We start from the raw sequence: 23,869 nt of genomic DNA, 5'->3' as shown, positions 1-23,869 counted from the left end.
GCCTTGCGCTCAGTACGGAGCGGGAACGACCTGGTAGACGACGCCCGAGGGGCCGTAATAGGGGCTGTAGTAGACGCCGCCGCAGCCATAGATGACCGTCGGACCGGCGATCGTGGTGCAGGTGTGCGGCAGCGAGGCCACGGTGGCGCCGACGGCGAGGCCGACAGCCGCGCCGGCAACCGCGGCACCTGCGACTGCGCCGGCGGGCGCGCCCCAGCCATAGCCATAACGGGGGGCATAGCCATAACGCGGGCCGCCGCCGGCGACGAAGCCGCCGCTATAGGCATGAACGCCGCCGGCCGGTCCGCGCCAGGCGCCGGCGCCATGCGCGGCCACCCATGCGGAGGCGGGCATTGCGGAGGCGGCCAAGGCACCGGCCGCGAGAAGGGAAAGAACGGCTTTCGAAACGAGGTTCTTCGACATGATGTTTCCTTCAGCGTCGCGGGTTCGGATCAGGGTGTGCCGGCGGGCAGGAAGCTGATCGCCGTGGCGTCCTTGGGCGGGGTGAAGGTAAAGGTGTCGGCGGCCGGGGCTGCCTTCAGGTTCCACGAGCGGAAGTTGACGAGGAAGCGCGGCTCGCGTGGTACGTCATTGTAGATGACCGTGAAGAGACGCGGCAGGCTCGTCGTCGGATCGATCCAGAGCTGCCATTCAATCCCTGGCGCCGAGAAGACGAGGTGCTCGGTAACCACGCCATCAATGGTGGCGGTGCCGACGTCATAAGCGTTGGTCAGCCCCTTCGAGAAAATGGCGTAGGGATCGCTCGACAGGAAATCGGCGACAGAGAACTCGATGCCGCGCGCTTCCGCGAGCTTCTGGAAGAAGGCGTCCATCTTGTCCGCGCCGATCTCGGCCGACACATAGAGGTTCTTCGCCTTGTCGAGCGCCGTGAAGGTCTTGCCGTCATAGACGAAGCTGGTCTCGGCGCCGTTCACGACGGCTTCGGCGCGGAATTTGTTCGGCCGCTCGGCCGTGATGTCGGCGCTGGTCGTCAGCGTGATCATCTGGCCCTGCGAGGACGGGACCTCGCGGAAATCGGTGATCGACAATTCGATGGCATTGGCTGCCTTCAGCGTGTCGCTCATCTTCTTGAGCTGGTCGAGCGCGCCCTGCTCGATGATCGGCTTCGGCGCCTCGTCGGCTGCGAGTGCAGGCGCCGCGAACGGCGCCAATCCGAGAAAACCGCATAGGACTGCGGCGCGCCACGACGTCTGCTTGAGCATGATTCGGCCCCCTCCGGCGAACGGCGAATCCTGCATCGCCCGATGCGTGCGGATTCCCAGGTCGAGCAGAGTCATAATTGGTTTCAGAATGATGAAGCTTGCGCCATCGCAAGAAACGGGCGGTTCCGCGCAACACAGACGAGCCCGCCGTCGGGGGATCGGCGGGCTCACCGGTGTGGGACCGGCTGGTGGACCGCTCGCGCGATCCGCTCAGACAATCGCGCGCTGCCGCTGTGGTTCCGGCAACAGCTGAAAAAATTCAGATCGACAGGGCTTCGCCGACGAGGACTGCCCCGGAGCCGATCGTATCGAGCAGTCCGAAGACACCGACATCGCGCTCGCCGGACCAGTGATGGTGGATGGCTTCGTAGGTCGATTCCGCACCGATAAGCGCGACGACGAGGAACAACGCCGCCCAGCCGTTCCGCACGAAGTGACCGGACAGGATGCCGCCGAGGGCCGAAACGACGATCGCTTTCAGCATTCGAGAACTCCGCTGCCCCCGCAGCGCTGAAGCTTTCGGACCGAATTCTGGCAAAGGCATGGCATTTCGCCGGCCGCGCCATGTCGCAAGGAGATATCCGATGCAGGAAATGGAGCCCTCGAACATCGCCGCTCGCCTGGCGGGATCGCTGACCCCGGCGATCGCGGCTGCCGCAGCGCGTGGCGGCGCGATCGTGCCTAGCGCCGATCTGCCGGCGCTCGGCGCCGCAGTTGCCGATGCCATCGCGAGCGATCCGGCGCTGAACCATGTCGCCAACGTCGAGCCCTGGTATCGCTCGCGGGTCACCTGGGGCGCGATCATCGCCGCGCTGGCGCCGCTGATCGCCCTTCTCGCGGGACATGAACTCGGTGCGGACGAGCGCTCGGCGCTGGTCGACATCGCGATGGCCGGTGGCAGCATTGCCGGAGCCCTGATCGCGCTGCACGGACGCTGGGTCGCAAAGGTGCCGCTCGGAAGCCGTTGACGCGTTGTTCCGCCTGCGGTTCCGCGCTACCCATTCAGGCGGTGTTCATCCGCCCCTGATACAACGGCCCCATGGTCACGCTCCGCATCAGTGCCGTGCTTTTCGCGACTGCCCTTGCCCTTTCGGGCACGGGTACCGCTCTCGCGCAGGGCTGCCTCTCGCCTGGCGAGGCGCGGCAGGCGGTGCAGAATGGCGAGGCCATCTCGCTCAGCCAGGTGCGTGGCAATCTGCCGGGCGATGTCGTCTCGGCCCAACTCTGCCATGGCGGCGGCGGGCTGGTCTATGTCGTCAATGTGCTCGGGGCGGGCGGCAAGGTTGAGCGGCTGCAGATCGACGCCCGCAGCGGCGCGATCGCCGGTCGCTGACAGCGGAGCGGAATTCATGCGCATTCTCGTCGTCGAGGACGATCCCGATCTCAATCGCCAGCTGGCCGACGCCCTGAAGACCGCCGGCTACACGGTCGACAGCGCCCGCGACGGCGAGGAGGGCCATTTCCTCGGCGAGACCGAGCCTTATGACGCGGTGGTTCTCGATATCGGCCTGCCGCGCATGGACGGCATCAGCGTGCTCGAGGCCTGGCGCCGCGCGGGCCGCAACATGCCTGTTCTCATTCTCACGGCCCGCGACCGCTGGAGCGACAAGGTGCAGGGCATCGATGCCGGTGCCGACGACTATGTCGCGAAGCCCTTTCATATCGAGGAGGTGCTGGCCCGCATCCGCGCGCTCGTGCGCCGCGCCGCCGGCCACGCCACCAACGAGATCGAATGCGGTCCGGTGCGCATCGACACCAAGGCCGGCCGCGTCACGGTTGACGGCAACCCCGTCAAGCTGACCGCGCATGAATACAAGGTGCTCGAATATCTGATGCATCACCGCGACCGCGTCGTCTCGCGCACCGAATTGATCGAGCATCTTTACGATCAGGATTTCGATCGCGACTCGAACACGATCGAGGTTTTCGTCGGTCGGCTGCGCAAGAAGGTGGCGCCCGATCTCATCGATACGGTTCGCGGCCTCGGCTACCGGATCATCACGCCGAAGGCCTCATGAAGCCGCGCTTCGATTCGCTCGCCTTCCGCCTCGTCGCGGGCGCCTCGGTCTGGGCCGCGGTGGCGCTGATCGCCGCCGCCTTCATCCTGACATCGCTCTACCGCGAGACGGTGGAGCGCGGCTTCGACGAACGGCTCGGCGTCTATCTGAAGACGCTGGTCGGCAATCTCGCAATGCAGTCGCCTGGTCAGCTCGGCGATCCCGGCAATCTCGGCGAACAGCGCTTCGAGCTGATTTATTCCGGCTGGTACTGGCAGGTCCGAAAGTCGGGCGGCCCGGTCGTGCTCGCCTCGCGCTCGCTCGCGACCGATACGCTCGACATCGCCAAGGCGACCAATGTCGGCACGGTCGACGGCGTCGAATCGGCCGTCTTGACCGGTCCTGACAATCAGGAGCTGCGCGTCCTCAGCCGAACCATCATCTTCGATGCCGATCATCGCTACGACGTTCTCATCGCCGGCAATGCCAGCCAGCTCGAAGCCGAGATCCGCAACTTCCAGACCAGCGTCGCGCTCACGCTGGCGGTGTTCGGCATCGGCCTCATCGTTGCTGTCGGCGTGCAGATCCGCTGGGGCCTGCAGCCGCTGGACCGGGTCCGGCACGGACTGTCCGAAATGCGCAGCGGCCGCGAACAGCGCTTTGAGGGCCCGTTTCCCGCCGAGATCGAACCGCTCGCCAAGGAGCTCAACGCGCTGATCGCCTCGAACCAGGAGATCATCGAGCGCGCGCGGACCCATGTCGGCAATCTTGCCCATGCGCTCAAAACACCGCTCAGCGTCATCACCAACGAGGCGCGGTCGGGGCAGGGTCCGCTCGCCGCGAAGGTCGGCGAACAGGCCGAGATCATGCGCACGCAGATCAACCACCATCTCGATCGCGCCCGTATCGCCGCACGCTCCAAGGTCATTGGCGCGATCACCGAGGTGGAGCCGGCGCTGGAACGGCTGGTGCGGGCGATGAGCCGCATCCATGGCGACCGCGACCTCGAACTCGACGTGGCGGAGACGTTGCGCTTTCGCGGCGAGCAGCAGGATCTCGAGGAGATGGTCGGCAATCTCGTCGACAATGCCTGCAAATGGGCGGCGAGCCGCGTGGTGGTGACGGCCATGCTGGAGGAGGGCGACGCCGATCAGGCGCTGGTGATCCGCATCGACGATGATGGGCAAGGCCTCACCGAAGCGGAGATGAGCGAGGCGACGCGGCGCGGGCGGCGGCTCGACGAAAGCAAGCCCGGCTCGGGCCTGGGGCTTTCGATCGTCACTGATCTTGCTGCGCTTTATGGCGGCGACTTCCGCATGAGCCGCGCGCCGCTCGGCGGTCTCAGAGCCGAGCTTCGACTGCCGGCAGTGGTCGCCTGACGACTGAAGATCATCTTCCGGTAACCAAACTTCCGCCATGCTGATGTAGGAAGGGCGCCCAGTAGAAACGACGCCGAAGCGTCGCAAGGATGAGAGGCAGCATGCGGATCGCACCATTCGTCGTCATCGGAGTCACGAGCCTGGCACTGGCAGCATGTCAGGGCGGCCCGACCAATCAGCAGGTCGGGATCGTCAGTGGCGCCGCGCTTGGCGGCCTGGTCGGCAACCAGTTCGGGTCGGGCAGTGGCAAGGTCGCGGCGACGATCGCCGGCGGCCTCGTTGGCGCCTTCATCGGCAATGCGATCGGCGTCAGCCTCGATGCGCAGCAGCAGCAGCGCGCAGCCGACGCGCAATTCGAGGCGCTCGAGACCGGACGTCCTGGGGCGCCTGTCGACTGGCAGCAGGGCGGGGCACGCGGCGAAGTCATTCCAGGGCCGCGCTACCGCGTGAACTCTTACGAGTGCCGCGACTACACGCACCAGATCTGGATCGACGGGCAGCCCCAGACCGCCCGCGGTACGGCCTGCCGCCAGCCTGACGGGACCTGGCGCCCGGTGAACTAGGCCCCGCGACAGATTGCGGGATGCGGATCGCTGCCCGGCCCGCTATTGAGTGGGCCGGGATGGAACCGATGCTGCAATGGATCCTCATGGCCGCGATGACGGCCGTCGCTTCGCTGGCCGTGCTGGTGCCGCTTGGCCGCCGCCCGGCCGACGCCGAAGGATCCGCGCGCTCGATCTATCGCGACCAGTTGAACGAACTCGAGCTTGAGCGCGAGCGCGGGCTGATCGGCGAGCGCGAGGCCGAGGCGGCGCGCATCGAACTCTCTCGCCGCCTGCTCCGGCCCGACGCCACGCGCTCGACAGCCGAAGGCGGGGGGCGGCGGGCGGTCATCGCCGGCTTCATCGTTGCGGCCATTCTTCTGCCGGCCATCGCGCTCGGCACCTATCTGTCGCTTGGCTCGCCCGCGACGCCGGATCAACCGCTCGCAAGCCGCAGCACGGTGTCCGCCGATGCGGATATCGCGACGCTCATTGGCAAGGTCGAGCAGCATCTGCGCGATGATCCCGGCGCCGGCGCCGGCTGGGAACTGCTCGGCCCTGTCTATCTGAAGCTTGGCCGCTTCGACGATGCCGTGCGGGCTTATGGCAACGCCATCCGTATCCTGGGCTCTACGGCAGATCGCGAGGCCCTGCTTGGCGAGGCACTGACCAGCCAGGCCGGCGGTCTCGTGACCTCTGATGCCAAGGCGGCTTTCGATCGCGCGCTGCGGCTCGACTCGAAGAATGACCGCGCGGCTTTCTATGAGGCCGTTGCCGTCGGGCAGACCGGCGATAAGGACGCGGCCATCGCGGCGTGGAAGACGCTGATCGCGGGCGCGCCGGCCGATGCGCCCTGGCTGCCGGTTGCGCAGGCGGAACTGCGGCGCGTCGAGAACCCGGCTCCAGGCCCAAACGCAGCCGATATGGCGGCTGCGGCGGGCCAATCGGCCGGCGAGCAGCAGGCGATGATCGAAGGCATGGTCTCGGGCCTCGCAGCGCGGCTCGACGGTGCTCCCGAAGATGTGGATGGATGGGCGCGGCTCTTCCGGGCCTATATGGTGCTCGGCAAGCCGGACGAGGCGACGGCCGCGCTGGCGCGGGCGCGGACAGCGCTGGCCGGCAAGCCCGATCTTCTCGCCCAAGTCGAGAAGGCCGCGGCGGATAACGGCGTCGGGGCGCCGAAACCTTGAGGTCGGGCGTGTGAGGCCGGGACTGGAATGACGCGGAAGCAGCGACGTCTCACATTGATCGGACTGGCCGGCATCGTGCTCGCGAGCGCGGTCGGGCTGATCCTGTTTGCGCTCTCGGATGGCATTGCCTTTTTCGCAACCCCATCCGAGATCGCCGCCAATCCGCCGGCGCCAGATCGCCGCCTGAGGCTGGGCGGTCTTGTCGAGACGGGGAGCGTCGTCAAGGACGGGCCGAAGATCAGTTTCGCTGTCACTGATGGCAAGGCGGCTGTTCCGGTGCGCTACACCGGGATGCTGCCCGATCTCTTCCGCGAAGGGCAGGGGGTTGTCGCGGAAGGCAAGGTCGATGCGGCGGGCAATTTCCAGGCCGATACAATCCTTGCCAAGCATGACGAGACCTATATGCCGAAGGAAGTTGTTGAGGCGCTGAAGAAGAGTGGCGAGTGGCGGCCCGAAGCCGAAGCGACCGGCCCCGAACCAAAGTCGGTGACGCGGTGATCGTCGAACTCGGCCATTACGCGCTCGTCCTGGCACTGGCGCTTTCGATCGCCGGCGCGGCTTTGCCGCTCTGTGGCGCGCTTGTGGGCGACCGGCGGCTGATGGCGATTGCCTCGCCGGTTTCAATCGCGCTGTTTGCCTTCGTCGCAGCCAGCTTCGCGGCACTGACGCATGCCTATCTCGTTTCCGATTTCTCGGTCCGCAATGTCGTCGAGAACTCGCATTCGATGAAGCCGTTGATCTTCAAGATCAGTGGCGTCTGGGGCAATCACGAAGGCTCGATGCTGCTCTGGGTGCTCATTCTCGCGCTGTTCGGCGCGCTAGTGGCCGCCTTCGGCAACAATCTGCCGATGCGACTCAAGGCACTGGTCCTGGCCGTGCAGTCGATGATCGGCACGGCTTTCCTCCTGTTCATCCTGACGACCTCGAACCCGTTCCTGCGGCTCGTCCCGGCGCCGGTCGAGGGCAATGACCTCAATCCTGTGCTGCAGGATATCGGCCTCGCGATCCATCCGCCGCTCCTCTATCTCGGCTATGTCGGATGCTCGATCTCATTCGCCTTCGCCATCGCGGCATTGATCGACGGCCGTATCGACGCCGCCTGGGCGCGCTGGGTGCGGCCGTGGACGCTGACTGCCTGGATTTTCCTGACCCTCGGCATCGCCATGGGCTCTTACTGGGCCTATTACGAGCTCGGCTGGGGCGGCTGGTGGTTCTGGGATCCGGTCGAGAATGCGAGCTTCATGCCATGGCTCGCGGCGACGGCGTTGCTGCATTCGGCGGTCGTGATGGAGAAACGCGACGCGCTCAAGGTCTGGACGATCCTCCTCGCCATCCTGACCTTCTCGCTGTCGTTGCTCGGCACGTTCCTCGTCCGCTCCGGTGTCCTGACCTCGGTGCATGCCTTCGCCACCGATCCGACGCGCGGCATCTTCATCCTGATCATTCTCTGCCTGTTCATTGGAGGCAGTTTCTCGCTGTTCGCGCTGCGAGCCGGAACGCTCGCACAGGGGGGCCTCTTCGCGCCGATCAGCCGTGAGGGATCGCTCGTCCTCAACAACCTGCTGCTCACTGCTGCCTGCGCTACGGTCCTCGTCGGAACGCTCTACCCGTTGGCGCTCGAAGCGCTGACGGGTGAGAAGATCTCGGTCGGCGCGCCCTTCTTCGACATGACCTTCGGCCCCTTGATGGTGCCGCTTCTGATCGCCGTGCCGTTCGGGCCGTTCCTTGCCTGGAAGCGGGGCGATCTGCTCGCCGCCTGCCAGCGCCTGTTCGCGGCCTTTGCTGCGGTGTTGCTGACGATCGGCGTCGGGCTTGTCTTTGCCGGCCCTTCGAAGGCGCTCACGTTCTTCGGCATCGCGCTCGCTGTCTGGCTGCTCGTCGGCTCACTCTCGGAGTTCGCGTTTCGTATCAAGCTCTTCCGCGCGCCGCTTGGCGAGAGTTTCCGCCGCGCCCGCGGATTGCCGCGCGCCGCGTTCGGCATGACGCTCGCGCATGGCGGCCTTGGGCTCACTGTGCTCGGCATCATCGCGTCGACGACGTGGAACACCGAAACGATCACCACGATGAAGCCGGGCGAGAGCGTGACGATCGGTAGCCGAATCGTGACGCTTGATGGCTTCCTGCCCGTGTCGGGTGGCACTTATTCCGGCACGGCCGCGCGGTTCACGGTTCGCGAGGGCGGCACGACCGTTGCGACGCTGGCACCGGAGAAGCGGCTCTACCAGGTCCAGAACATGCCCACGACCGAGTCGGCGATCCACAGCTTCGGCCTGTCGCAGCTCTATATCTCGCTCGGCGACGTGAAGGCAGACGGCACCACGGTCGTGCGCATCTACTTTAAGGTCATGATCCTGCTGATCTGGCTCGGTGCGATCGTGATGGCGCTCGGCGGGGCTCTTTCACTTTCGGACCGGCGCCTGCGCGTCGGTGCGCCGAAGCCGGCCAGAGCCGGTGCCGCCGTGGCGGCAGAGTAGGGCCCATGCGACGCCTTCTCGCCGCGTTGCTGCTTATGCTGTCGCTGCTGCCGGCGCTGGCGGTCCAGCCGGACGAGGTGTTGCCGGATCCGGCTCTCGAAGCACGCGCCCGGTCGCTGTCTACCGAACTGCGCTGTCTCATCTGCCAGAGCCAGTCGATCGATGATTCCGATGCGACGATCGCGCGGGATCTCCGCATTCTGATCCGCGAACGGCTGAAAGCCGGCGACAGTGACGCGGAAGTGAAGGCGTTCCTCGTCGATCGCTACGGCGAATATGTACTGCTGCGCCCGACTTTCGCTTGGCATACGCTGCTGCTCTGGGCCGCGGCCCCACTCGTCCTGCTCATCGGCGTTGTGCTCTCCTTCGGGCTCTTCCGCCGCCGTCGGATCGCCGAGCCGGCGGCCTTGACGGCTGAGGAAGAACGCCGCGTCGAGGCGCTGCTCGCTCGCGACGATTGAAGCGGCGCTACATTACGAAACATTCATGCGTGTGACAGCCGTCCGTAAGGTGCCGGACGGCATTCTCTCCCTCGAGAGCTTCGGTTCCCCCCGGACCAACAGCTCACCCGATGCGTCTACCGTGGAGAGAAATCCAGATGTCCGAACAGAACCCGAAGGTTGGCAGCCGCCTCCGCACCCGCCTGGTGCTCGGCACCGCCGCAGCCGCGCTGGTCGTCGGCGGTTTCGCTGGCGAGGCCGTTCTCGGCAGCCGTTCGCCGGCCTATGCCGACGCCGTCCGCGTCCAGTCGGCCGCCCCGCAGCTGCCGAACTTCGCCGATCTCGTCGACAAGGTGAAGCCGGCCGTCGTCAGCGTGCGCGTCAAGTCGGAAGTCGCCGACGCGTCGGATGACGATAGCGGCAATGGCGGCAGCAACGGCTTCAGCATGCCGAATCCGGGCCAGTTCCCACCCGGCTCGCCGATGGAGCGCTTCTTCAAGCAGTTCCAGGACCAGCAGAACGGCATGGGCGGCAACAAGCGCCCGCAGATGCACAAGGCTGTCGGCCTTGGCTCCGGCTTCTTCATCTCTGAAGACGGCTATGTCGTCACCAACAACCACGTCGTTGACGGTTCGAGCGACTTCACGGTCACCGATTCGAAGGGCAAGGAATACACGGCCCGCCTGATCGGCACCGATCCGAAGACCGATCTCGCGCTGCTCAAGGTCGACGACAACTCGCAGAAGTTCACCTATGTCGAATTCGCCCCCGGCGACGTCCGCGTTGGCGAATGGGTCGTCGCGGTCGGCAATCCGTTCGGCCTCGGCGGTACGGTGACGGCTGGTATCGTCTCGGCCCTTGGCCGCGACATCGGCGCCGGCACCTATGACGACTTCATCCAGATCGACGCCTCGGTGAACAAGGGCAATTCCGGCGGCCCGACCTTCAACATGAACGGCCAGGTCATCGGCATCAACACCGCCATCTACTCGCCCTCGGGCGGCAGCGTCGGCATCGCCTTCGACATTCCGGCCGCCACGGCGCAGCGCGTCATCGGCGACCTGAAGGATCACGGCGAGGTCGTACGCGGCTGGCTCGGCGTGCAGATCCAGCCGATCACCCGCGATATCGCCGACAGCCTCAACCTCGCAGACGCCAAGGGTGCGCTGGTCGCGGAGCCGCAGGAAGGTAGCCCTGCCACTCTCGCCGGCATCAAGTCGGGCGACGCCATCGTCAATGTCGACGGCAAGACCGTCGAGGATGCGCGCAACCTCTCGCAGATCATCGCCGGCTATGCGCCGGGTACGACGGTCAAGCTCGGCATCGTGCGTAGCGGCAAGGCCCAGACGATCGAGGTCAAGCTCGGCAAGCTGCCCAGCGAGGACAAGATGGCAAGCGCCGACCAGCCGGCGAAGCCCGCCTCGGTGGCCGATCTCGGCCTGGCGCTGACTGCTTCGCCCGATGACAAGGGCGTGGTCGTCTCGGAAGTCGATCCGGATGGCGCTGCGGCCGAGCAGGGCATTCAGCCCGGCGACGTGATCCTCGCTGTCGGTGGCAGCGAAGTCTCCCGCCCGGGCGACGTCGAGCGTGAGGTCGTCGATGCCAAGAAGGCGGGCATGAAGGCGGTTCTCGTCCGCATCAAGTCGGGCGACCACACCCGCTTCGTGGCCCTGCCGTTCGGCAAGGCCTGACCTGAGGCCGGCCCGGTCGCTCTGTCGATAGGCCACCCGCTTCGCGGTTCGCTCGCGGTGTGTTTTTACTGCGAGCCACCGCAAGATCGGCAGGCGGCGCCCCCCGCCTGCCGTTTTCTTTTGCGTACCATTTCCCGCGGCGGCTGCCGTCCTCTCCTGAATCGGCTAACGTTTCGAAATGCGCATCCTGCTTGTCGAAGACGACCGAGAAACCGCCGCTTATCTCGTCAAGGCCCTGAAAGAGGCCGGCCATGTGCCCGACCACGCCGCAGATGGCGAGGAGGGGGCCTTCCTGGCCGAGGCCAACCGATACGACGTGATGGTGGTCGACCGCATGCTGCCGAAGAAGGACGGGCTGACGCTCGTTTCCGAGGCGCGCGCCAAGGGAAATGACACGCCTGTTCTCATCCTCTCCGCGCTCGGCCAGGTCGATGACCGCGTGACGGGACTTCGCGCCGGCGGCGACGACTATCTCGCCAAGCCCTATGCCTTTTCCGAACTGCTCGCCCGCGTCGAGGTACTCGCCCGCCGCCGCAAACCTGGCGAAGCCGAGACGCTGCTGCGTGTCGGTGATCTCGAGCTCGATCGCCTCAGCCACACCGTGCGCCGCGCCCAGACGTCCATCCCGTTGCAGCCGCGCGAATTCCGCCTGCTCGAATATCTGATGAAGCATGCCGGTCAGGTCGTGACTCGGACCATGCTGCTCGAGAATGTCTGGGACTATCACTTCGATCCGCAGACCAACGTCATCGACGTACATATCTCGCGCCTGCGCTCCAAGGTGGACAAAGGCTTCAGCGAAACCCTCGTGCACACCGTGCGCGGCGCCGGATACATGATCCGTGACAGCCATCGCTAAGGTTGTCCGCACGACGGCGTTCAAACTGGCGGCGACTTACTTTGTCGTCTTCACCGTGTTCGCCGTCGTCTTTGTCGGCTGGATCTCGCGCGAGACCGATCGCATCCTGACCCAGCAGGTGCAGGATTCGATCGAGGCCGAGATCGGCGTTCTGGCCGACGAAGGGCTCTCCAAGGGTCTCACCGGAATCGTCGCCGCGATCGAGCAGCGCAGCCGCGTTCCCGGCGCCAGCCTGTATGTTATCGCCGATGCGAGCGGCAATGTCGTGGCCGGCAACGTGACCGAAGTGCCGCCGGCGCTGCTGCAGCGGAGCGGCATCGATCCCGTCACGATCCCCTACAAGCGGCTCGAAGGCGACAGCACGCGTCACCTCGCGATGGTTCGCGTCCTGCCGCTGCCGAACGGGCTCCGCATGCTCGTTGGCCGCGATGTCAGCGATATCGAGCGCATTCGCGTCGTCGTCGCGAAGGCGATGATGATCGGCGTCGGCTTGCTCATCGCGCTGGCGCTCCTCTCATGGTTCTTCGTCAGCCGTCGCGTCCTGAAGCGCATCGACCAGGTCTCGGCGACGAGCCGGCGGATCATGGACGGCGATCTCTCGGGACGCCTTGAAGTCACCGGCACCGGCGACGAGTTCGACCGCCTGGCTGCGAGCCTCAACGCGATGCTCGACCGGATCGAGGCGTTGCTTTCAGGCCTTAAGGATGTGTCCGACAACATCGCCCACGACCTGAAAACGCCTTTGACCCGCCTTCGCACACGCGTCGAGGCGGCGCTCGCTGGTCCGGAACGGACGGATGAATATCGGGCGGCGCTCGAGGCGACGATCGAGGATTCAGATCAGCTCATTCGGACGTTTAATGCCCTTCTGATGATCGCCCGCATCGAGGCCGGCTCGCCGGACGGCGCGATGGCGCCGCTCGATCTCGCGCCGATCGTCGCCGACGTCGCCGAATTCTATGAGCCGGTGGCCGAGGAAGCGGAGGTCTATCTGGCGCTGTCGCTGGAAGAGCCGCTGCCGATGTTGGGCAGTCGCGAACTGATCAGCCAGGCGCTCGGCAATCTCGTCGACAACGCGATCAAATATGTGAAAAGCGGCGACGCCAAGCCGAGCCCGGCGCGCGTCCAGGTGACGGCGCGGCGCGAAGGAAGTGACATCGTCGTCCACGTTGCCGATAATGGGCCCGGCATTCCCGCCTCCGAGCGCGAGCGCGTGCTGGAACGCTTTGTCCGGCTTGAGAAGAGCCGCTCCCAGCCCGGCAGCGGGCTCGGGCTCAGCCTCGTCGATGCCGTTGCGAAGCTCCATCATGGTAGTCTGTCGCTCGGTGACGCTGGTCCGGGGCTCGTGGTGACGCTTCGTTTTCCGGCCGCCAGCTGACGCGGGAGGCGTCCGTCGGCCATGAATGATTCGGATCGCGCCCGAACAGCGTCACTCGCAGCTCTGATCCGCCCGCTGGTTGCGCCGCCGCAGGCCGCGGTGCGCAAGGCGGCTCTCCGCGACATCGCCGAGGCGGTGAAGAACGCCGACTGCGGCGAAACGTGGTCGGCACTCACCGAAATTCATGACGATCTCGCGCCCTTCATGGCCTCGGTCTTCGCGGCGTCGCCCTTTCTCAAGGACACAGCGTTCCGCGACGTCCGGCGCTGGCTCGACATCCTCGCGGGGCCGCCAGCCGCGCACTTCAACAGTATCCGCGCCCGGGTGTCCGAACTCTGGCGGAGCGGCGAGGAGGCCGTTGTCGCCGCTGGCCTGCGAAAGGCGCGTGCCGAAGTCGCCCTGCTGGTCGGGCTCGCGGATCTCGGCGGCGTCTGGTCGGTCGAGGACGTGACGCGTCGGCTGACGGACTTCGCCGACGCAGCCGTGAGTGCTGCCGCCAATTTCCTCCTGGCCGACGCGGCTGCTTCGGGCGCCATCACGCTGGCCGATCCGGATATTCCCTGTCGCGACAGCGGATGGATCATCATCGGTATGGGCAAGCTCGGCGCGGCGGAACTCAATTATTCCAGCGACATCGACCTGATTGTGCTGTTCGACCCCGACCGCGCGCGAGTCGCCGACCGCGACGAGATGGGCACGTTCTTCGTCCGCCTGACGCGCCGGTTGGTCAAGCTGCTGCAGGAGCGGACCGGCGATGGCTATGTGTTCCGCACGGACCTTCGCCTTCGTCCCGATCCAGGCTCGACGCCGCTCGCGATTTCCACGCCGGCTGCCTTTCAATATTATGAATCGAGCGGCCAGAACTGGGAACGCGCCGCAATGATCAAGGCGTGGCCGGTCGGCGGCGACGCCGTTGCTGGCGCGGCTTTCCTGAGTGAACTGACGCCGTTTGTCTGGCGCAAATATCTCGATTTCGCCGCCATCGCCGATATTCACTCGATCAAGCGGCAAATCCACGATCATCGCGGCCATGAAAGCGTGGCGATTGCCGGTCATAACATCAAGCTTGGCCGTGGCGGCATCCGCGAGATCGAGTTCTTCGTCCAGACGCAGCAATTGATCGCGGGGGGCCGCGACCCAGACCTCCGCGGCCGCCGCACCATCGACATGCTGAATGTGCTCGCCGCCAAGGGCTGGATAGAGCCGCAGGCCGCCACGGAACTCGCCCGCTGCTACCGCCTGCTGCGGCAGGTCGAGCACCGGCTGCAGATGATCGCCGACGAGCAGACGCATACGCTGCCCGACGACGATGACGCGCTCGACACCGTCGCGCGGCTCTCCGGCTTCCGCACCGTCAAAGCGTTTTCGGCCGCGTTGCGCGCGGCGATGGAGACTGTACGCGACCATTATATCCGCCTGTTCGAAACGGCACCGCCGCTCTCCGCCAGCATCGGTAGCCTGGTCTTCACGGGGGACGATGAGGATCCCGAGACGGTGGCGACCCTCGCCGAGCTCGGCTATGCCAATCCGCGCGAGGTGAGCCGCACCGTGCGCGGCTGGCATTTCGGCCGCTATCCCGCGATGCGGTCGTCAGCCGCCCGGGAGCGTCTGACGGAGATCACGCCGGCCCTTCTCGAAGCGCTCGCGACATCCGACAACGCCGATGCGGCCTTCAACGCCTTCGACCGGCTGCTGGCGCGTCTTCCGGCCGGCGTACAGCTTTTCGCGCTGCTCGGCTCCAATCCGGGTCTGCTCAATCTCATCGCCCTCGTGATGGGAACGGCGCCGCGCCTCGCCGACATCGTGACGGCGCGCCCGCATGTGCTCGACGCGCTGCTCGATCCGGCGTTTTTCGGCCGGCTGCCAGACCGAGCGACCATCGAAACCCGGCTCGACGCCATGCTGGTCGGCGCGACCGCGCTGGAAGAGGTACTCGATCGCGTCCGCATCTTCGGCAAGGAGCAGGCCTTCCTGATTGGCATCCGGGTCATCGCCGGTACGGTCGGTGCGCGTGCTGCCGGCTTTGCTTATGCCGACCTTGCCGAATTGCTGCTCGCACGCCTGCTGGAGCACGTACGTGCGGCTTTCGAGAGCGTGCATGGTCGTATGAAGAAAGGCCGGATCGCGCTCGTCGCGATGGGGAAGCTCGGCGGCCGCGAGATGACGGCGGCATCCGACCTCGATCTCATGCTGCTTTATGATTTCGACGAGAGCGAACCGGCTTCATCCGGTGAGAAACCGTTAATGGGCACCCAGTATTTCGCCCGCCTCACGCAGCGGCTGATCGCGGCGATTTCAGCGCCGACGGCCGAGGGCGCGCTCTATGAGGTCGATTTCCGCCTTCGCCCGTCCGGCAATGCCGGCCCCCTCGCAACGCATATCAAGGCCTTCACCGATTATCAGGCGAAGTCCGCCTGGACCTGGGAGCATATGGCGCTGACGCGGGCCAGGCCGATCGCCGGCGACGCGTCGCTGATGGCCGAGGCATCGGCTGTAGTCGCCGACGTTCTCGCCGGGCCGCGCGTGGCGAAGAAGATCGCCGCCGACGTTCTCGACATGCGCGCTTTGCTGGAAGCCGAGAAGCCGGCCGAAGGGCCATGGGACCTGAAACAGGCACCCGGCGGTCTGATCGACATCGAGTTCATCGCGCAATATCTGCAACTGGCGCATGGCGCCGCGCATCCGGCGATCCTGGATACCGAGACCGAGACGGTGCTGGCAGCAGCGTCTCGGGCTGGTGTACTGCCGCCGGCTGAGGCGGAGGTGCTTCTGCCCGCGCTCAGGCTCCTTCAGCGGCTGACGCAGATCCTGCGTCTCAGCGTTGGCGGCGCCTTCAGCGCGGACGAGGTTCCGAAGGGATTGCTGACGCTGCTGGCCCGCGCGTCCGAGCTTCCCGATTTCGCTACGCTCGACGCGCATCTCCGCGCCACCGAGGCAGACGTCCGTGCCGCCTTCGTGCGGATTATCGGGAAGGTTCCGCCGAAGCCCCGAGCCTGAGCGCGGCGCCTGCCGAAGCGCCAGTAGGTGTCGGCGTACCCAAGCTTTGGCCCGTCGGAAGGCGGATTGAGACGATCGTGCCCTTGCCCTCGTGGCTGCGGATGCGCATTGCGCCGCCATGCAGTTCCGCCAGCGAGCGCGTGATGGCGAGCCCGAGGCCAGAGCCCTTGTGGCTCTTGGTGAACTGGTTCTGCACCTGCTCGAATGGCCGGCCGAGCTTCTTCAGCGCGTCTTTCGGAATGCCGATGCCTGTGTCCTCGATCGACAGCGTCACGGCGGTGCCGATGCGCCGGGCGCGCACGCTGACGCGGCCGCCCTCTGGCGTGAACTTCACGGCGTTGGAGAGCAGGTTGAGTACCATCTGCTTAACGGCGCGCCTGTCGGCGACAAGTTGCAGATGCGGCTCGACATCCGCCTCGACCGAGACATGCCGCAGTTCCGCCTCGGCACCGACGACGCGCGACGCCTCGTCGACGATCTCATCAAGCGACAACGGCTCCATGTCGAGTGCCATGCGGCCGGCCTCGATGCGGGCCATGTCGAGCACGTCGTTGATGACATTCAGCAGGAAATTGCCGCTCGCGTGGATGTCCTCGCAATATTCGAGATAGCGCGGCGATCCGAGCGGCCCGAACAGGCCGGAGCGCATGATTTCCGAGAAGCCGATGATGGCGTTGAGCGGCGTGCGCAGTTCATGGCTGATATTGGCGAGGAACTCCGACTTGGTCTGGTTGGCCGCATTGGCGCGGTCCTTCTCCTCGGAATATTTCTCGGCCAGTTCCACCATGTCTCGCGCCTGCTGCTCCATTTTCTGTCGCGACTGCCGCAGATCGGCAATCGTTGCCATCAGCCGCCGCTCGCCGTCGATCAGCTTTTCCTCGTGCCGCTTGATCGTCGTGATGTCGGTGCCGACCGAGACGAAGCCGCCATCCTTGGTGCGCCGCTCGTTGATCTGCAGCCAACGCCCGTCATTGAGCTGCGCTTCGAAGGAGCGGCCGCCCGCCTCGTGGCGCTCGTCGGTCGGAATCTGCGTCCGCACGATCGGCTGCCGGCCGGCGGCGACCACCTCGGCATAGGGTGTGCCGACCTGCAGCACTGAATCGGGAATCCCATGCAACTGCTGGTACTTGGAGTTGCACATCACCAGCCGGTTCTCGGTATCCCAGAGCACGAAAGCCTCCGAGATGGTCTCGATCGCGTCGCGCAGCCGGATATCGGCGGTGCGCGAACTCTCGGCGAGGCGCATCTGCTCGGTGACGTCGACGGCGATGCCGATTAGATGCGGCTCCGCCTCGTCGGCATCGACGAGCTCGACGCGGATGCGCAGCCAAACGAAACCGCCGGCGGCCTTGCGCATGCGGAACATGCGGTCGACGGTTGTCTCGCCCGTCTCATAGAGCGCCTCGACGAGGTCCATGAGATCGCCGTCCTCGGGATGGACGAGCGCATTGACCTCGCCGAAGCCGAGAAGCGTATCGCGTGGCGTCATGCCCACCAGTTCGAACATCGATTTCGACCAGAACAGGCGTCCGCGGGCGACATCCCAGTCCCAGAGGCCGCATCGGCCTCGGCGGAGCGCTGTATCGAAGCGCGCATAAGTCTCGTGATAGATGCGATCCGCCTGCTGTGCGCGTGCCGATTGGGCGAAGTAGCCATAGAGAATGACCAGCAAAATCGCGCTGGTGCCGACAAAGACCGTCACATTGATGGAGACGTCGTCGCGCCATCCGCGATAGACGGCGGCGAGGGGCGTCGTCACCGCGACATAGCCGAGCCCGCCGGAGAGTTGGCGCAACGTTCCGAGGCCGGGCCCGTCGCCTTCGATCTCCACCGGCAGAACGCCGGCTCGCTCGCCGAAGATGACCATCGGCTGGGCGTCGTGCACGACATTGTCGAAGTCGAGCCCTTCTTCGGTCGCCGAGCGCGGCGCGGTCGCCAGGATGCGGCCGGTGGGATCGGTTACATAGAAGCGCCGGCCGGTCTCGGTGGCGGCCGGCGGCAGCGCCGCGTCCAGCATCGTCTGGAGCGCCATTGCATAGCCTTCGGCCGGCAATGTCGGCTCCTGGCGGGCGAGCCGTTCAGAGACGACGGTCGCCACAAGGCTCAGCATGTCGCGCGCTTCGGCCTCGCGTTCAAGACGCAGGTCGTAAAGATGAACGATGCGCGAGAAGGCAACGAACAGCAGGAAGATGATAATGATGACGGGGATGCAACGGCGCAGGATCGGTTCGGCCGCCAGGAGCTTCTCGTAGGTGGGCTGTGCGAGCATTCGAGCGTGACCGCGCACAGCTTGTTTCCTTGCGAACATGGTCTTGGAAATCGGCAAATGTTCGCTCTGAGACGCACCGGCTGTTTCTGCCCGCGCCATGCCAGCCCCCTGATTTATGCTGTCATCGGGCGACGCCCACACCCCGAATCAGGTCCATTTGAATCGACCCGAATCAGGTTGTCTAGGCTGAATTAGGCTTTCGTTAATCATATTCGTTAACCACGCGGAAACCCTCGACTTCGGCCTGCGCAGGACCGATGCCGACATACGAACCGGGCGATTCCGTGGGGACTGAGCCGGTTGTCCTCAGGCGAGCGTGCGCGTGACGATGTCGCGTGTGTCCGGCGAGAGGCGGGACGTTGCCGCAATGCGCTGCAGCGCCTGTTCCGCCTTGAAGCGACGGCCCGGCTCAAGCGAGCGCCACGACCGGAAGGCGACGAGCAGCCGGGCGGCGGTTTGCGGATTGCGCTGATCGAGGTCGAGGACGAAATGGGCGAGGAAGTCGTAGCCGGCGCCGTCGAGGCGGTTGAATTGCGTCTGGTTGGCGCTCGAGAAACTGCCGATCAGCGCGCGGACTCGATTGGGGTTGGAGACGGCGAATGAGGGATGTGCCAGCAGCGCCTTGACGCGGTCGAGCGTCTCCGGCGAGGGAACGCTCGCTTCCAGCGTCAGCCACTTGTCGAGCACCAGCGGATCGTGCCGGTAGGCGTCGTGGAACATATCCAGTGCCGCCTTGCGCTCCGGTAAGGCCGCATGACAGAGCGCGGCAAGCGCTCCGAGGCGATCGGTCATGTTGTCCGCGGTCTCGAACTGCCACACTGCCGCGCCGATCGCCGCCCGGCTGCCTGAGGCGACCATCAGGTCGAGGATCGTGTTGCGGAGCGAGCGCCTGCCGGCGTTTGCGGCGTCCGGGGTGAACCCGCCTTCGGCCGCCAGCGCTGAATGAATCGCCAGGAGCTTCGGGCCGAGGCTGGCGACGATCGCCTGACGCAGCTGCCGACGCGATGTCGCGATCGCGTCGGGATCGACATTCTCGCCGATTTCCCGAGCGACGTCGGCTTCGCTCGGCAGTTGCAGAACCTGCGCGCGAAAAGCGGGTTCCAGCCGATCGTCGTCGAGAACGCCACCGAGCGCATCGACGAGGGCGGGATCTGCCGGCGCTGCTCTAGGGCCGCGGGCCGCTGATCCCGCGACGAGGTTGCGCATCGCGAGCGTCTGCGCCGCCTGCCAGCGATTGAAGGGGTCGCTGTCGGCGCGAACCTGAAAGAGCAGATCTTCGGCGCTGATGTCGATGGCAAGCCGGGCCGGCGCGGAAAAGCCGCGCAGCAGCGACGGCACCGGCCGTGATGTGACGCCGTCAAAAACCACGGTCTGGCTGGCTTCGGTGAGGTGGATGACGTCGCCGGCGACGCGCGATCCGCTGGCGGACGCATAGCCGATATCGCCGCCGTTCGGGCCGATGAGCCCGAAGCGGATCGGAATGTGCATCGGCCGCTTCACCGGCTGCCCGGGCGTCGGCGAGAGACTTTGCGCCAAGGTCAGGCGATAGCGCTGGTTGGCGGCATCGTATTGGCCCTTGGCGGTCACCTGCGGCGTGCCGGCCTGCGAATACCACAGCTTGAACTGGCGAAGATCGGCGCCAGCTGCGTCCTGGAAACAGGCGAGAAAGTCCTCGATCGTAGCGGCGTCGCCGTCATGGCGCGTGAAATAGAGATCGAGACCCTGCCGGAACGCGTCCTCGCCGAGGATCGTCTTCAGCATCCGCACGACCTCCGCGCCCTTCTCATACACCGTCGGCGTATAGAAATTGCTGATCTCGTGATAGATTTCGGGCCTGACAGGGTGGGCGAGGGGCCCGCCGTCCTCGGGAAACTGCCGTGCTTGCAGCGTGCGCACATCGGCGATCCGCTTGACCGGCCGCGAGCGCATGTCGGACGAGAATTCCTGATCGCGGAAGACCGTCAGGCCCTCCTTCAGGCAGAGCTGGAACCAGTCGCGGCACGTGATGCGGTTGCCGGTCCAGTTGTGGAAATATTCGTGCGCGATGACACCTTCGACATTGGCATAGTCGATGTCGGTCGCGGTGTTGGGGTCGGCGAGGACATATTTGTCGTTGAAGACATTGAGCCCCTTGTTCTCCATCGCCCCCATGTTGAAATCGGAAACGGCGACGATGTTGAAGACATTGAGGTCATATTCGAGGCCGAACGCCGTCTCGTCCCAGCGCATTGAGCGCTTGAGGGCATCCATGGCGTAGAGACATCGCGCTTCCTTGCCGTGCTCGCAATAGATCCTGAGATCGACGGTACGGCCGGATTGGGTCGTGAAGTTGTCGTGGATCGAGCCGAGGTCGCCCGCGACCAGCGCAAACAGATAGGACGGCTTCGGGAACGGGTCGTGCCAAATGGCATAATGCCTGTTCGTGCCGGGAATGAAGCCTTGGCCCGCGGGATTTCCATTGCCCAGCAGGATCGGCGCCTCGTCCTTGCTGGCCTCGATGCGCGTCGTATAGACCGCGAGGATGTCGGGCCGGTCCAGGAAGTAAGTGATGCGCCGAAATCCCTCCGCCTCGCATTGCGTGCAATAGGTGCCGCTGCTCCGGTAGAGCCCCATGAGTTTCGTGTTCGCGGAGGGATCGATGGTGGTTTCGATCTCCAGCGTGAACGGGCCGGTCGGCACGTCGATGACCGTCAGCAGAGATGGCGTGACCGTGAAGCGGTTCGGGGGCAACACGACGCCGTCGAGCTTAAGGCCCGAAAATTGGAGTTCATCGCCGATAAGCTCCAGAGTGCTCGGCGCGCCGGGTTCGGGGCGGACAGCAAGTCGCGCCGCGACCCGCGTCGCCGACTTGTCGAGCCGGACATCGAGATTGACCGTGTCGATACGAAATGACGGCGGCGTATAGTCGTCCAGTCTGAACGGCGCTTCGGCTGCCTTCATTTTGTCCTCCCGAACGGTGCCGCCTTGAGTTGACGGTTCACATATCTCTTGCAGGTGTCTCGCAGGCGGCGCCGCCTGAGCCACTTCCCCATGCGAGGCCGATGCCTTGGGTCGAGCCTTCCATAACTTCCGCCCACGCGCAAACGATCAACCGAAGATTGCGGCCGAAACGCGGGGCTCCCCACCGCAAAATGCCTCCTGTGCTTTGCGCCCCGATTGAGTTGCCTACCTCAGTTTCTGATGGTAACTCATCAGGCAGGAGGACAGCGCTTGGCCAAGACCACGCTCCAGGATGTCGCGCGGGAAGCTGGCGTCAGCCTTGCGACGGTCGATCGCGTGCTGAACGGCCGCGCCGGCGTGCATGCGCGGACCGTCGAGCGCGTCCAATCGGCGATCGATCGGCTGAACTACAAGCCCGACCGTCTCGCCTCACGCCTTGCCCGGGGAAGAGACTACCACTTCGAGGTCGTCCTGCCGACTGGAGCGAACGACTTCATGCGCCTGCTCGAGCAGGAATTCCGTGACACCGCCGAACGTTATATGCATGAGCGGGTCCGCATCACCTTCACCCATGTCGATGTCTTCGACGGCGAAGCCCTGGCGACGGCGCTCGAGCGCCTGCCCGCCGATCTCGACGGCGTCGCGATGGTTGCGCTGGATCACCCCGCTGTTGCCGAAGCGGTCAATATGCTGACCGATCGCGGCGTGACCGTCGTGACGTTGGTTTCTGACTTGCCGGGCACCCGCCGTGCACATTTCGTCGGCATCGATAACTATGCCGCCGGCCGGACCGCCGCCACTTTGCTCGGCCGGTTCCTTGGCCACCGCAGCGGCAAGGTCGGCCTCATCGCCGGCTCGCTGTCACTGCGTGATCACATCGAGCGCCAATACGGCTTCGAACAGGTCGTCCAGCGCGAATATCCCGATCTCGAAGTGCTGCCGATCCGCGAGGGCCGCGACGATGACGACCGCGTCGAGCGCGTCGCCGAAGCGCTGCTCGCCGATCACACCGATCTCGTCGGTATCTATAATGTCGGTGCCGGAACAGCCGGCATCGTCGCCGCGCTCGATCGTTCTGGCCGCGCGCGCGAGGTTGTGTTCATCGCGCATGAGTTGACGCCGCCCAATCGCCGCCAGTTGATCCGCGGAACCATCGATGCCCTGATCAACCAGGACGCCGGCCACATGGCCCGCAGCGCGGCGCGCATCCTGCTGGCGGCGCGCGAGGGTGTGCCGATCGTGCCCGGTCAGGAGCGGATTCGGATCGACATATTTGTCAGGGACAATGTGCCCTGATCCCGGATCGGCGCGGCTGATGCCGTGCCCGGAGACAATAGTTCAGCAAGGAGGATGCTCATGAAGACGATCAAGGGTCCGGCGATTTTTCTCGCCCAGTTCGCCGGCGACGCCGCCCCATTCAATTCGTTCGACGCGATCTGCGGTTGGGCCGCATCGCTCGGTTACAAGGGTGTCCAGATCCCGACCTGGGACAGCCGCCTCATCGACCTCAACAAGGCCTCGGACTCGAAGGATTACTGCGACGAGCTCGCCGGGACTGCCGCCAAGCATGGCCTCGCGATCACCGAACTCTCGTCGCACATCATCGGCCAGCTCGTCGCCGTCCATCCCGTCTACGACGAACTGATGGATGGCTTCGCTGTTCCCGCGGTGCGGGGCAATCCCAAGGCACGCCAGGAGTGGGCCGTCGACCACCTGAAGCGCTGCGCGCGCGCCTCGAAGAATCTCGGCCTCACCGCTCACCCGACCTTCTCGGGCGCGCTCGCCTGGCCGTTCCTCTATCCGTTCCCGCAGCGCCCCGCCGGCCTGGTCGAGGAGGCTTTCGCCGAGCTCGGCCGCCGCTGGACGCCGATCCTCGACGTCTTCGACGAAAACGGTGTTGACGTCGCCTATGAGATCCATCCGAGCGAGGATCTGCATGATGGCATCACGTTCGAGATGTTCCTGGCCGAGGTGAAGGATCATCCGCGCGCCAACCTGCTCTATGATCCGTCACACTTCGTGCTGCAGCAGCTCGATTATCTCGACTACATCGACATCTATCATGAGCGCATCAAGGCGTTTCATGTGAAGGACGCCGAGTTCAATCCGACGGGTCGGCAGGGTGTCTATGGCGGCTTCCAGAGCTGGGTCAACCGCGCTGGCCGCTTCCGGTCGCTCGGCGATGGGCAGGTCGATTTCGGCGCCATCTTCTCGAAGCTCACAGCCTATGACTATGGCAGCTGGGCGGTTCTGGAATGGGAATGCGCTCTGAAGCATCCCGAGGACGGCGCGCGCGAGGGCGCGGAGTTCATCAAGCACCACATCATCCGCGTCACCGAGCACGCTTTCGACGATTTCGCTGGCGCCGGCACTGACGAGGCGGCCAACCGCCGTATTCTCGGTATCGCCTGATCGCGCGCGGCTTCGTGGGTCGGATGATCCGCGAAGCCGCTTCACGTCCGCTTATCCTGCGTCGTCGGCGGCCCGATG

Annotated in this window: 20 protein-coding genes; 15 read left to right on the top strand and 5 right to left on the bottom strand. The window is 65.4% G+C overall.

The genetic code is table 11. The annotated features are described in order from the left end of the window. Positions 1 to 9 precede the first annotated feature (9 nt). The 3 genes from BUB39_RS01350 to BUB39_RS01340 all read right to left on the bottom strand — a co-directional run bounded on the left by BUB39_RS01350 (position 10) and on the right by BUB39_RS01340 (position 1,707). Positions 10 to 423 (bottom strand): hypothetical protein, encoded by a 414-nt coding sequence (locus tag BUB39_RS01350; RefSeq protein ID WP_073051258.1) that lies wholly within the window; start codon positions 421 to 423, stop codon positions 10 to 12. 29 nt (positions 424 to 452) lie between these two features. Further along, entirely contained in the window at positions 453 to 1,223 is a 771-nt protein-coding gene (locus BUB39_RS01345; RefSeq protein ID WP_175561682.1) for a DUF2092 domain-containing protein, read from the bottom strand. 259 nt (positions 1,224 to 1,482) lie between these two features. After that, positions 1,483 to 1,707 carry a hypothetical protein gene (locus BUB39_RS01340; RefSeq protein ID WP_073051256.1) on the bottom strand — a complete coding sequence of 75 codons (225 nt, stop codon included), beginning with the start codon at positions 1,705 to 1,707 and terminating at the stop codon, positions 1,483 to 1,485. A 100-nt stretch (positions 1,708 to 1,807) separates the two neighbouring features. Here BUB39_RS01340 and BUB39_RS25660 point away from each other — a divergent pair, with 100 nt between their 5' ends. The 13 genes from BUB39_RS25660 to BUB39_RS01275 all read left to right on the top strand — a co-directional run bounded on the left by BUB39_RS25660 (position 1,808) and on the right by BUB39_RS01275 (position 16,170). Next, on the top strand, positions 1,808 to 2,191 hold the full coding sequence (locus BUB39_RS25660) for a hypothetical protein (protein WP_084526827.1): 384 nt from the start codon (positions 1,808 to 1,810) through the stop codon (positions 2,189 to 2,191). A 71-nt stretch (positions 2,192 to 2,262) separates the two neighbouring features. Further along, positions 2,263 to 2,556: a PepSY domain-containing protein gene (locus tag BUB39_RS01330; RefSeq protein ID WP_073051255.1), complete on the top strand. Its 294-nt coding sequence runs from the start codon at positions 2,263 to 2,265 to the stop codon at positions 2,554 to 2,556. 16 nt (positions 2,557 to 2,572) lie between these two features. Continuing rightward, positions 2,573 to 3,241: a response regulator transcription factor gene (locus tag BUB39_RS01325; RefSeq protein WP_073051254.1), complete on the top strand. Its 669-nt coding sequence runs from the start codon at positions 2,573 to 2,575 to the stop codon at positions 3,239 to 3,241. Beyond that, positions 3,238 to 4,599, top strand: a complete 1,362-nt coding sequence (locus tag BUB39_RS01320; RefSeq protein ID WP_073051253.1) for an ATP-binding protein — start codon at positions 3,238 to 3,240, stop codon at positions 4,597 to 4,599. Before BUB39_RS01325 ends, BUB39_RS01320 begins: the two co-directional genes overlap by 4 nt. Positions 4,600 to 4,700: 101 nt before the next feature. After that, the gene (locus tag BUB39_RS01315; protein ID WP_073051252.1) at positions 4,701 to 5,162 is read left to right on the top strand and encodes a glycine zipper 2TM domain-containing protein; all 462 of its coding nucleotides are present in this window, start codon (positions 4,701 to 4,703) and stop codon (positions 5,160 to 5,162) included. 68 nt (positions 5,163 to 5,230) lie between these two features. Beyond that, on the top strand, positions 5,231 to 6,331 hold the full coding sequence (ccmI, locus tag BUB39_RS01310; RefSeq protein ID WP_073052665.1) for a c-type cytochrome biogenesis protein CcmI: 1,101 nt from the start codon (positions 5,231 to 5,233) through the stop codon (positions 6,329 to 6,331). Positions 6,332 to 6,358: 27 nt separating this feature from the next. Beyond that, the gene (gene ccmE / locus BUB39_RS01305; protein WP_073051251.1) at positions 6,359 to 6,829 is read left to right on the top strand and encodes a cytochrome c maturation protein CcmE; all 471 of its coding nucleotides are present in this window, start codon (positions 6,359 to 6,361) and stop codon (positions 6,827 to 6,829) included. Further along, on the top strand, positions 6,826 to 8,805 hold the full coding sequence (locus BUB39_RS01300; protein ID WP_073051250.1) for a heme lyase CcmF/NrfE family subunit: 1,980 nt from the start codon (positions 6,826 to 6,828) through the stop codon (positions 8,803 to 8,805). The genes ccmE and BUB39_RS01300 overlap by 4 nt, the downstream gene beginning before the upstream one ends. Before the next feature lie 5 nt (positions 8,806 to 8,810). Beyond that, entirely contained in the window at positions 8,811 to 9,266 is a 456-nt protein-coding gene (locus BUB39_RS01295; RefSeq protein ID WP_073051249.1) for a cytochrome c-type biogenesis protein, read from the top strand. A gap of 137 nt (positions 9,267 to 9,403) precedes the next feature. Then, positions 9,404 to 10,936 (top strand): Do family serine endopeptidase, encoded by a 1,533-nt coding sequence (locus tag BUB39_RS01290; RefSeq protein ID WP_073051248.1) that lies wholly within the window; start codon positions 9,404 to 9,406, stop codon positions 10,934 to 10,936. Positions 10,937 to 11,114: 178 nt separating this feature from the next. Next, complete coding sequence (locus BUB39_RS01285; RefSeq protein ID WP_073051247.1) at positions 11,115 to 11,795, top strand: response regulator transcription factor; 681 nt, start codon at positions 11,115 to 11,117, stop codon at positions 11,793 to 11,795. Next, positions 11,779 to 13,173, top strand: coding sequence for a sensor histidine kinase (locus BUB39_RS01280; protein ID WP_073051246.1), 1,395 nt, complete (start codon positions 11,779 to 11,781; stop codon positions 13,171 to 13,173). Before BUB39_RS01285 ends, BUB39_RS01280 begins: the two co-directional genes overlap by 17 nt. Positions 13,174 to 13,194: 21 nt before the next feature. Then, the gene (locus tag BUB39_RS01275; protein ID WP_073051245.1) at positions 13,195 to 16,170 is read left to right on the top strand and encodes a bifunctional [glutamine synthetase] adenylyltransferase/[glutamine synthetase]-adenylyl-L-tyrosine phosphorylase; all 2,976 of its coding nucleotides are present in this window, start codon (positions 13,195 to 13,197) and stop codon (positions 16,168 to 16,170) included. Here the strand turns inward: BUB39_RS01275 and BUB39_RS01270 are convergent. Next, entirely contained in the window at positions 16,136 to 18,439 is a 2,304-nt protein-coding gene (locus BUB39_RS01270) for a sensor histidine kinase (protein WP_244540115.1), read from the bottom strand. The genes BUB39_RS01275 and BUB39_RS01270 overlap by 35 nt on opposite strands. Positions 18,440 to 18,745: 306 nt before the next feature. After that, positions 18,746 to 21,379 (bottom strand): aminopeptidase N, encoded by a 2,634-nt coding sequence (pepN, locus tag BUB39_RS01265; RefSeq protein WP_073051244.1) that lies wholly within the window; start codon positions 21,377 to 21,379, stop codon positions 18,746 to 18,748. A gap of 240 nt (positions 21,380 to 21,619) precedes the next feature. On the opposite strand from pepN, the gene BUB39_RS01260 reads away from it, so the two are divergent. Beyond that, the gene (locus BUB39_RS01260; protein WP_073051243.1) at positions 21,620 to 22,675 is read left to right on the top strand and encodes a LacI family DNA-binding transcriptional regulator; all 1,056 of its coding nucleotides are present in this window, start codon (positions 21,620 to 21,622) and stop codon (positions 22,673 to 22,675) included. Positions 22,676 to 22,735: 60 nt separating this feature from the next. Continuing rightward, positions 22,736 to 23,791 carry a sugar phosphate isomerase/epimerase family protein gene (locus tag BUB39_RS01255; RefSeq protein ID WP_073052663.1) on the top strand — a complete coding sequence of 352 codons (1,056 nt, stop codon included), beginning with the start codon at positions 22,736 to 22,738 and terminating at the stop codon, positions 23,789 to 23,791. Positions 23,792 to 23,869 lie beyond the last annotated feature (78 nt).

It is taken from the genome of Kaistia soli DSM 19436, from assembly GCF_900129325.1.
Taxonomy (GTDB): Bacteria; Pseudomonadota; Alphaproteobacteria; order Rhizobiales; family Kaistiaceae; genus Kaistia; species Kaistia soli.
The sequence above is the reverse complement of the archived record's forward strand: the minus strand, read 5'-3'. Positions and strand labels throughout refer to the sequence as shown.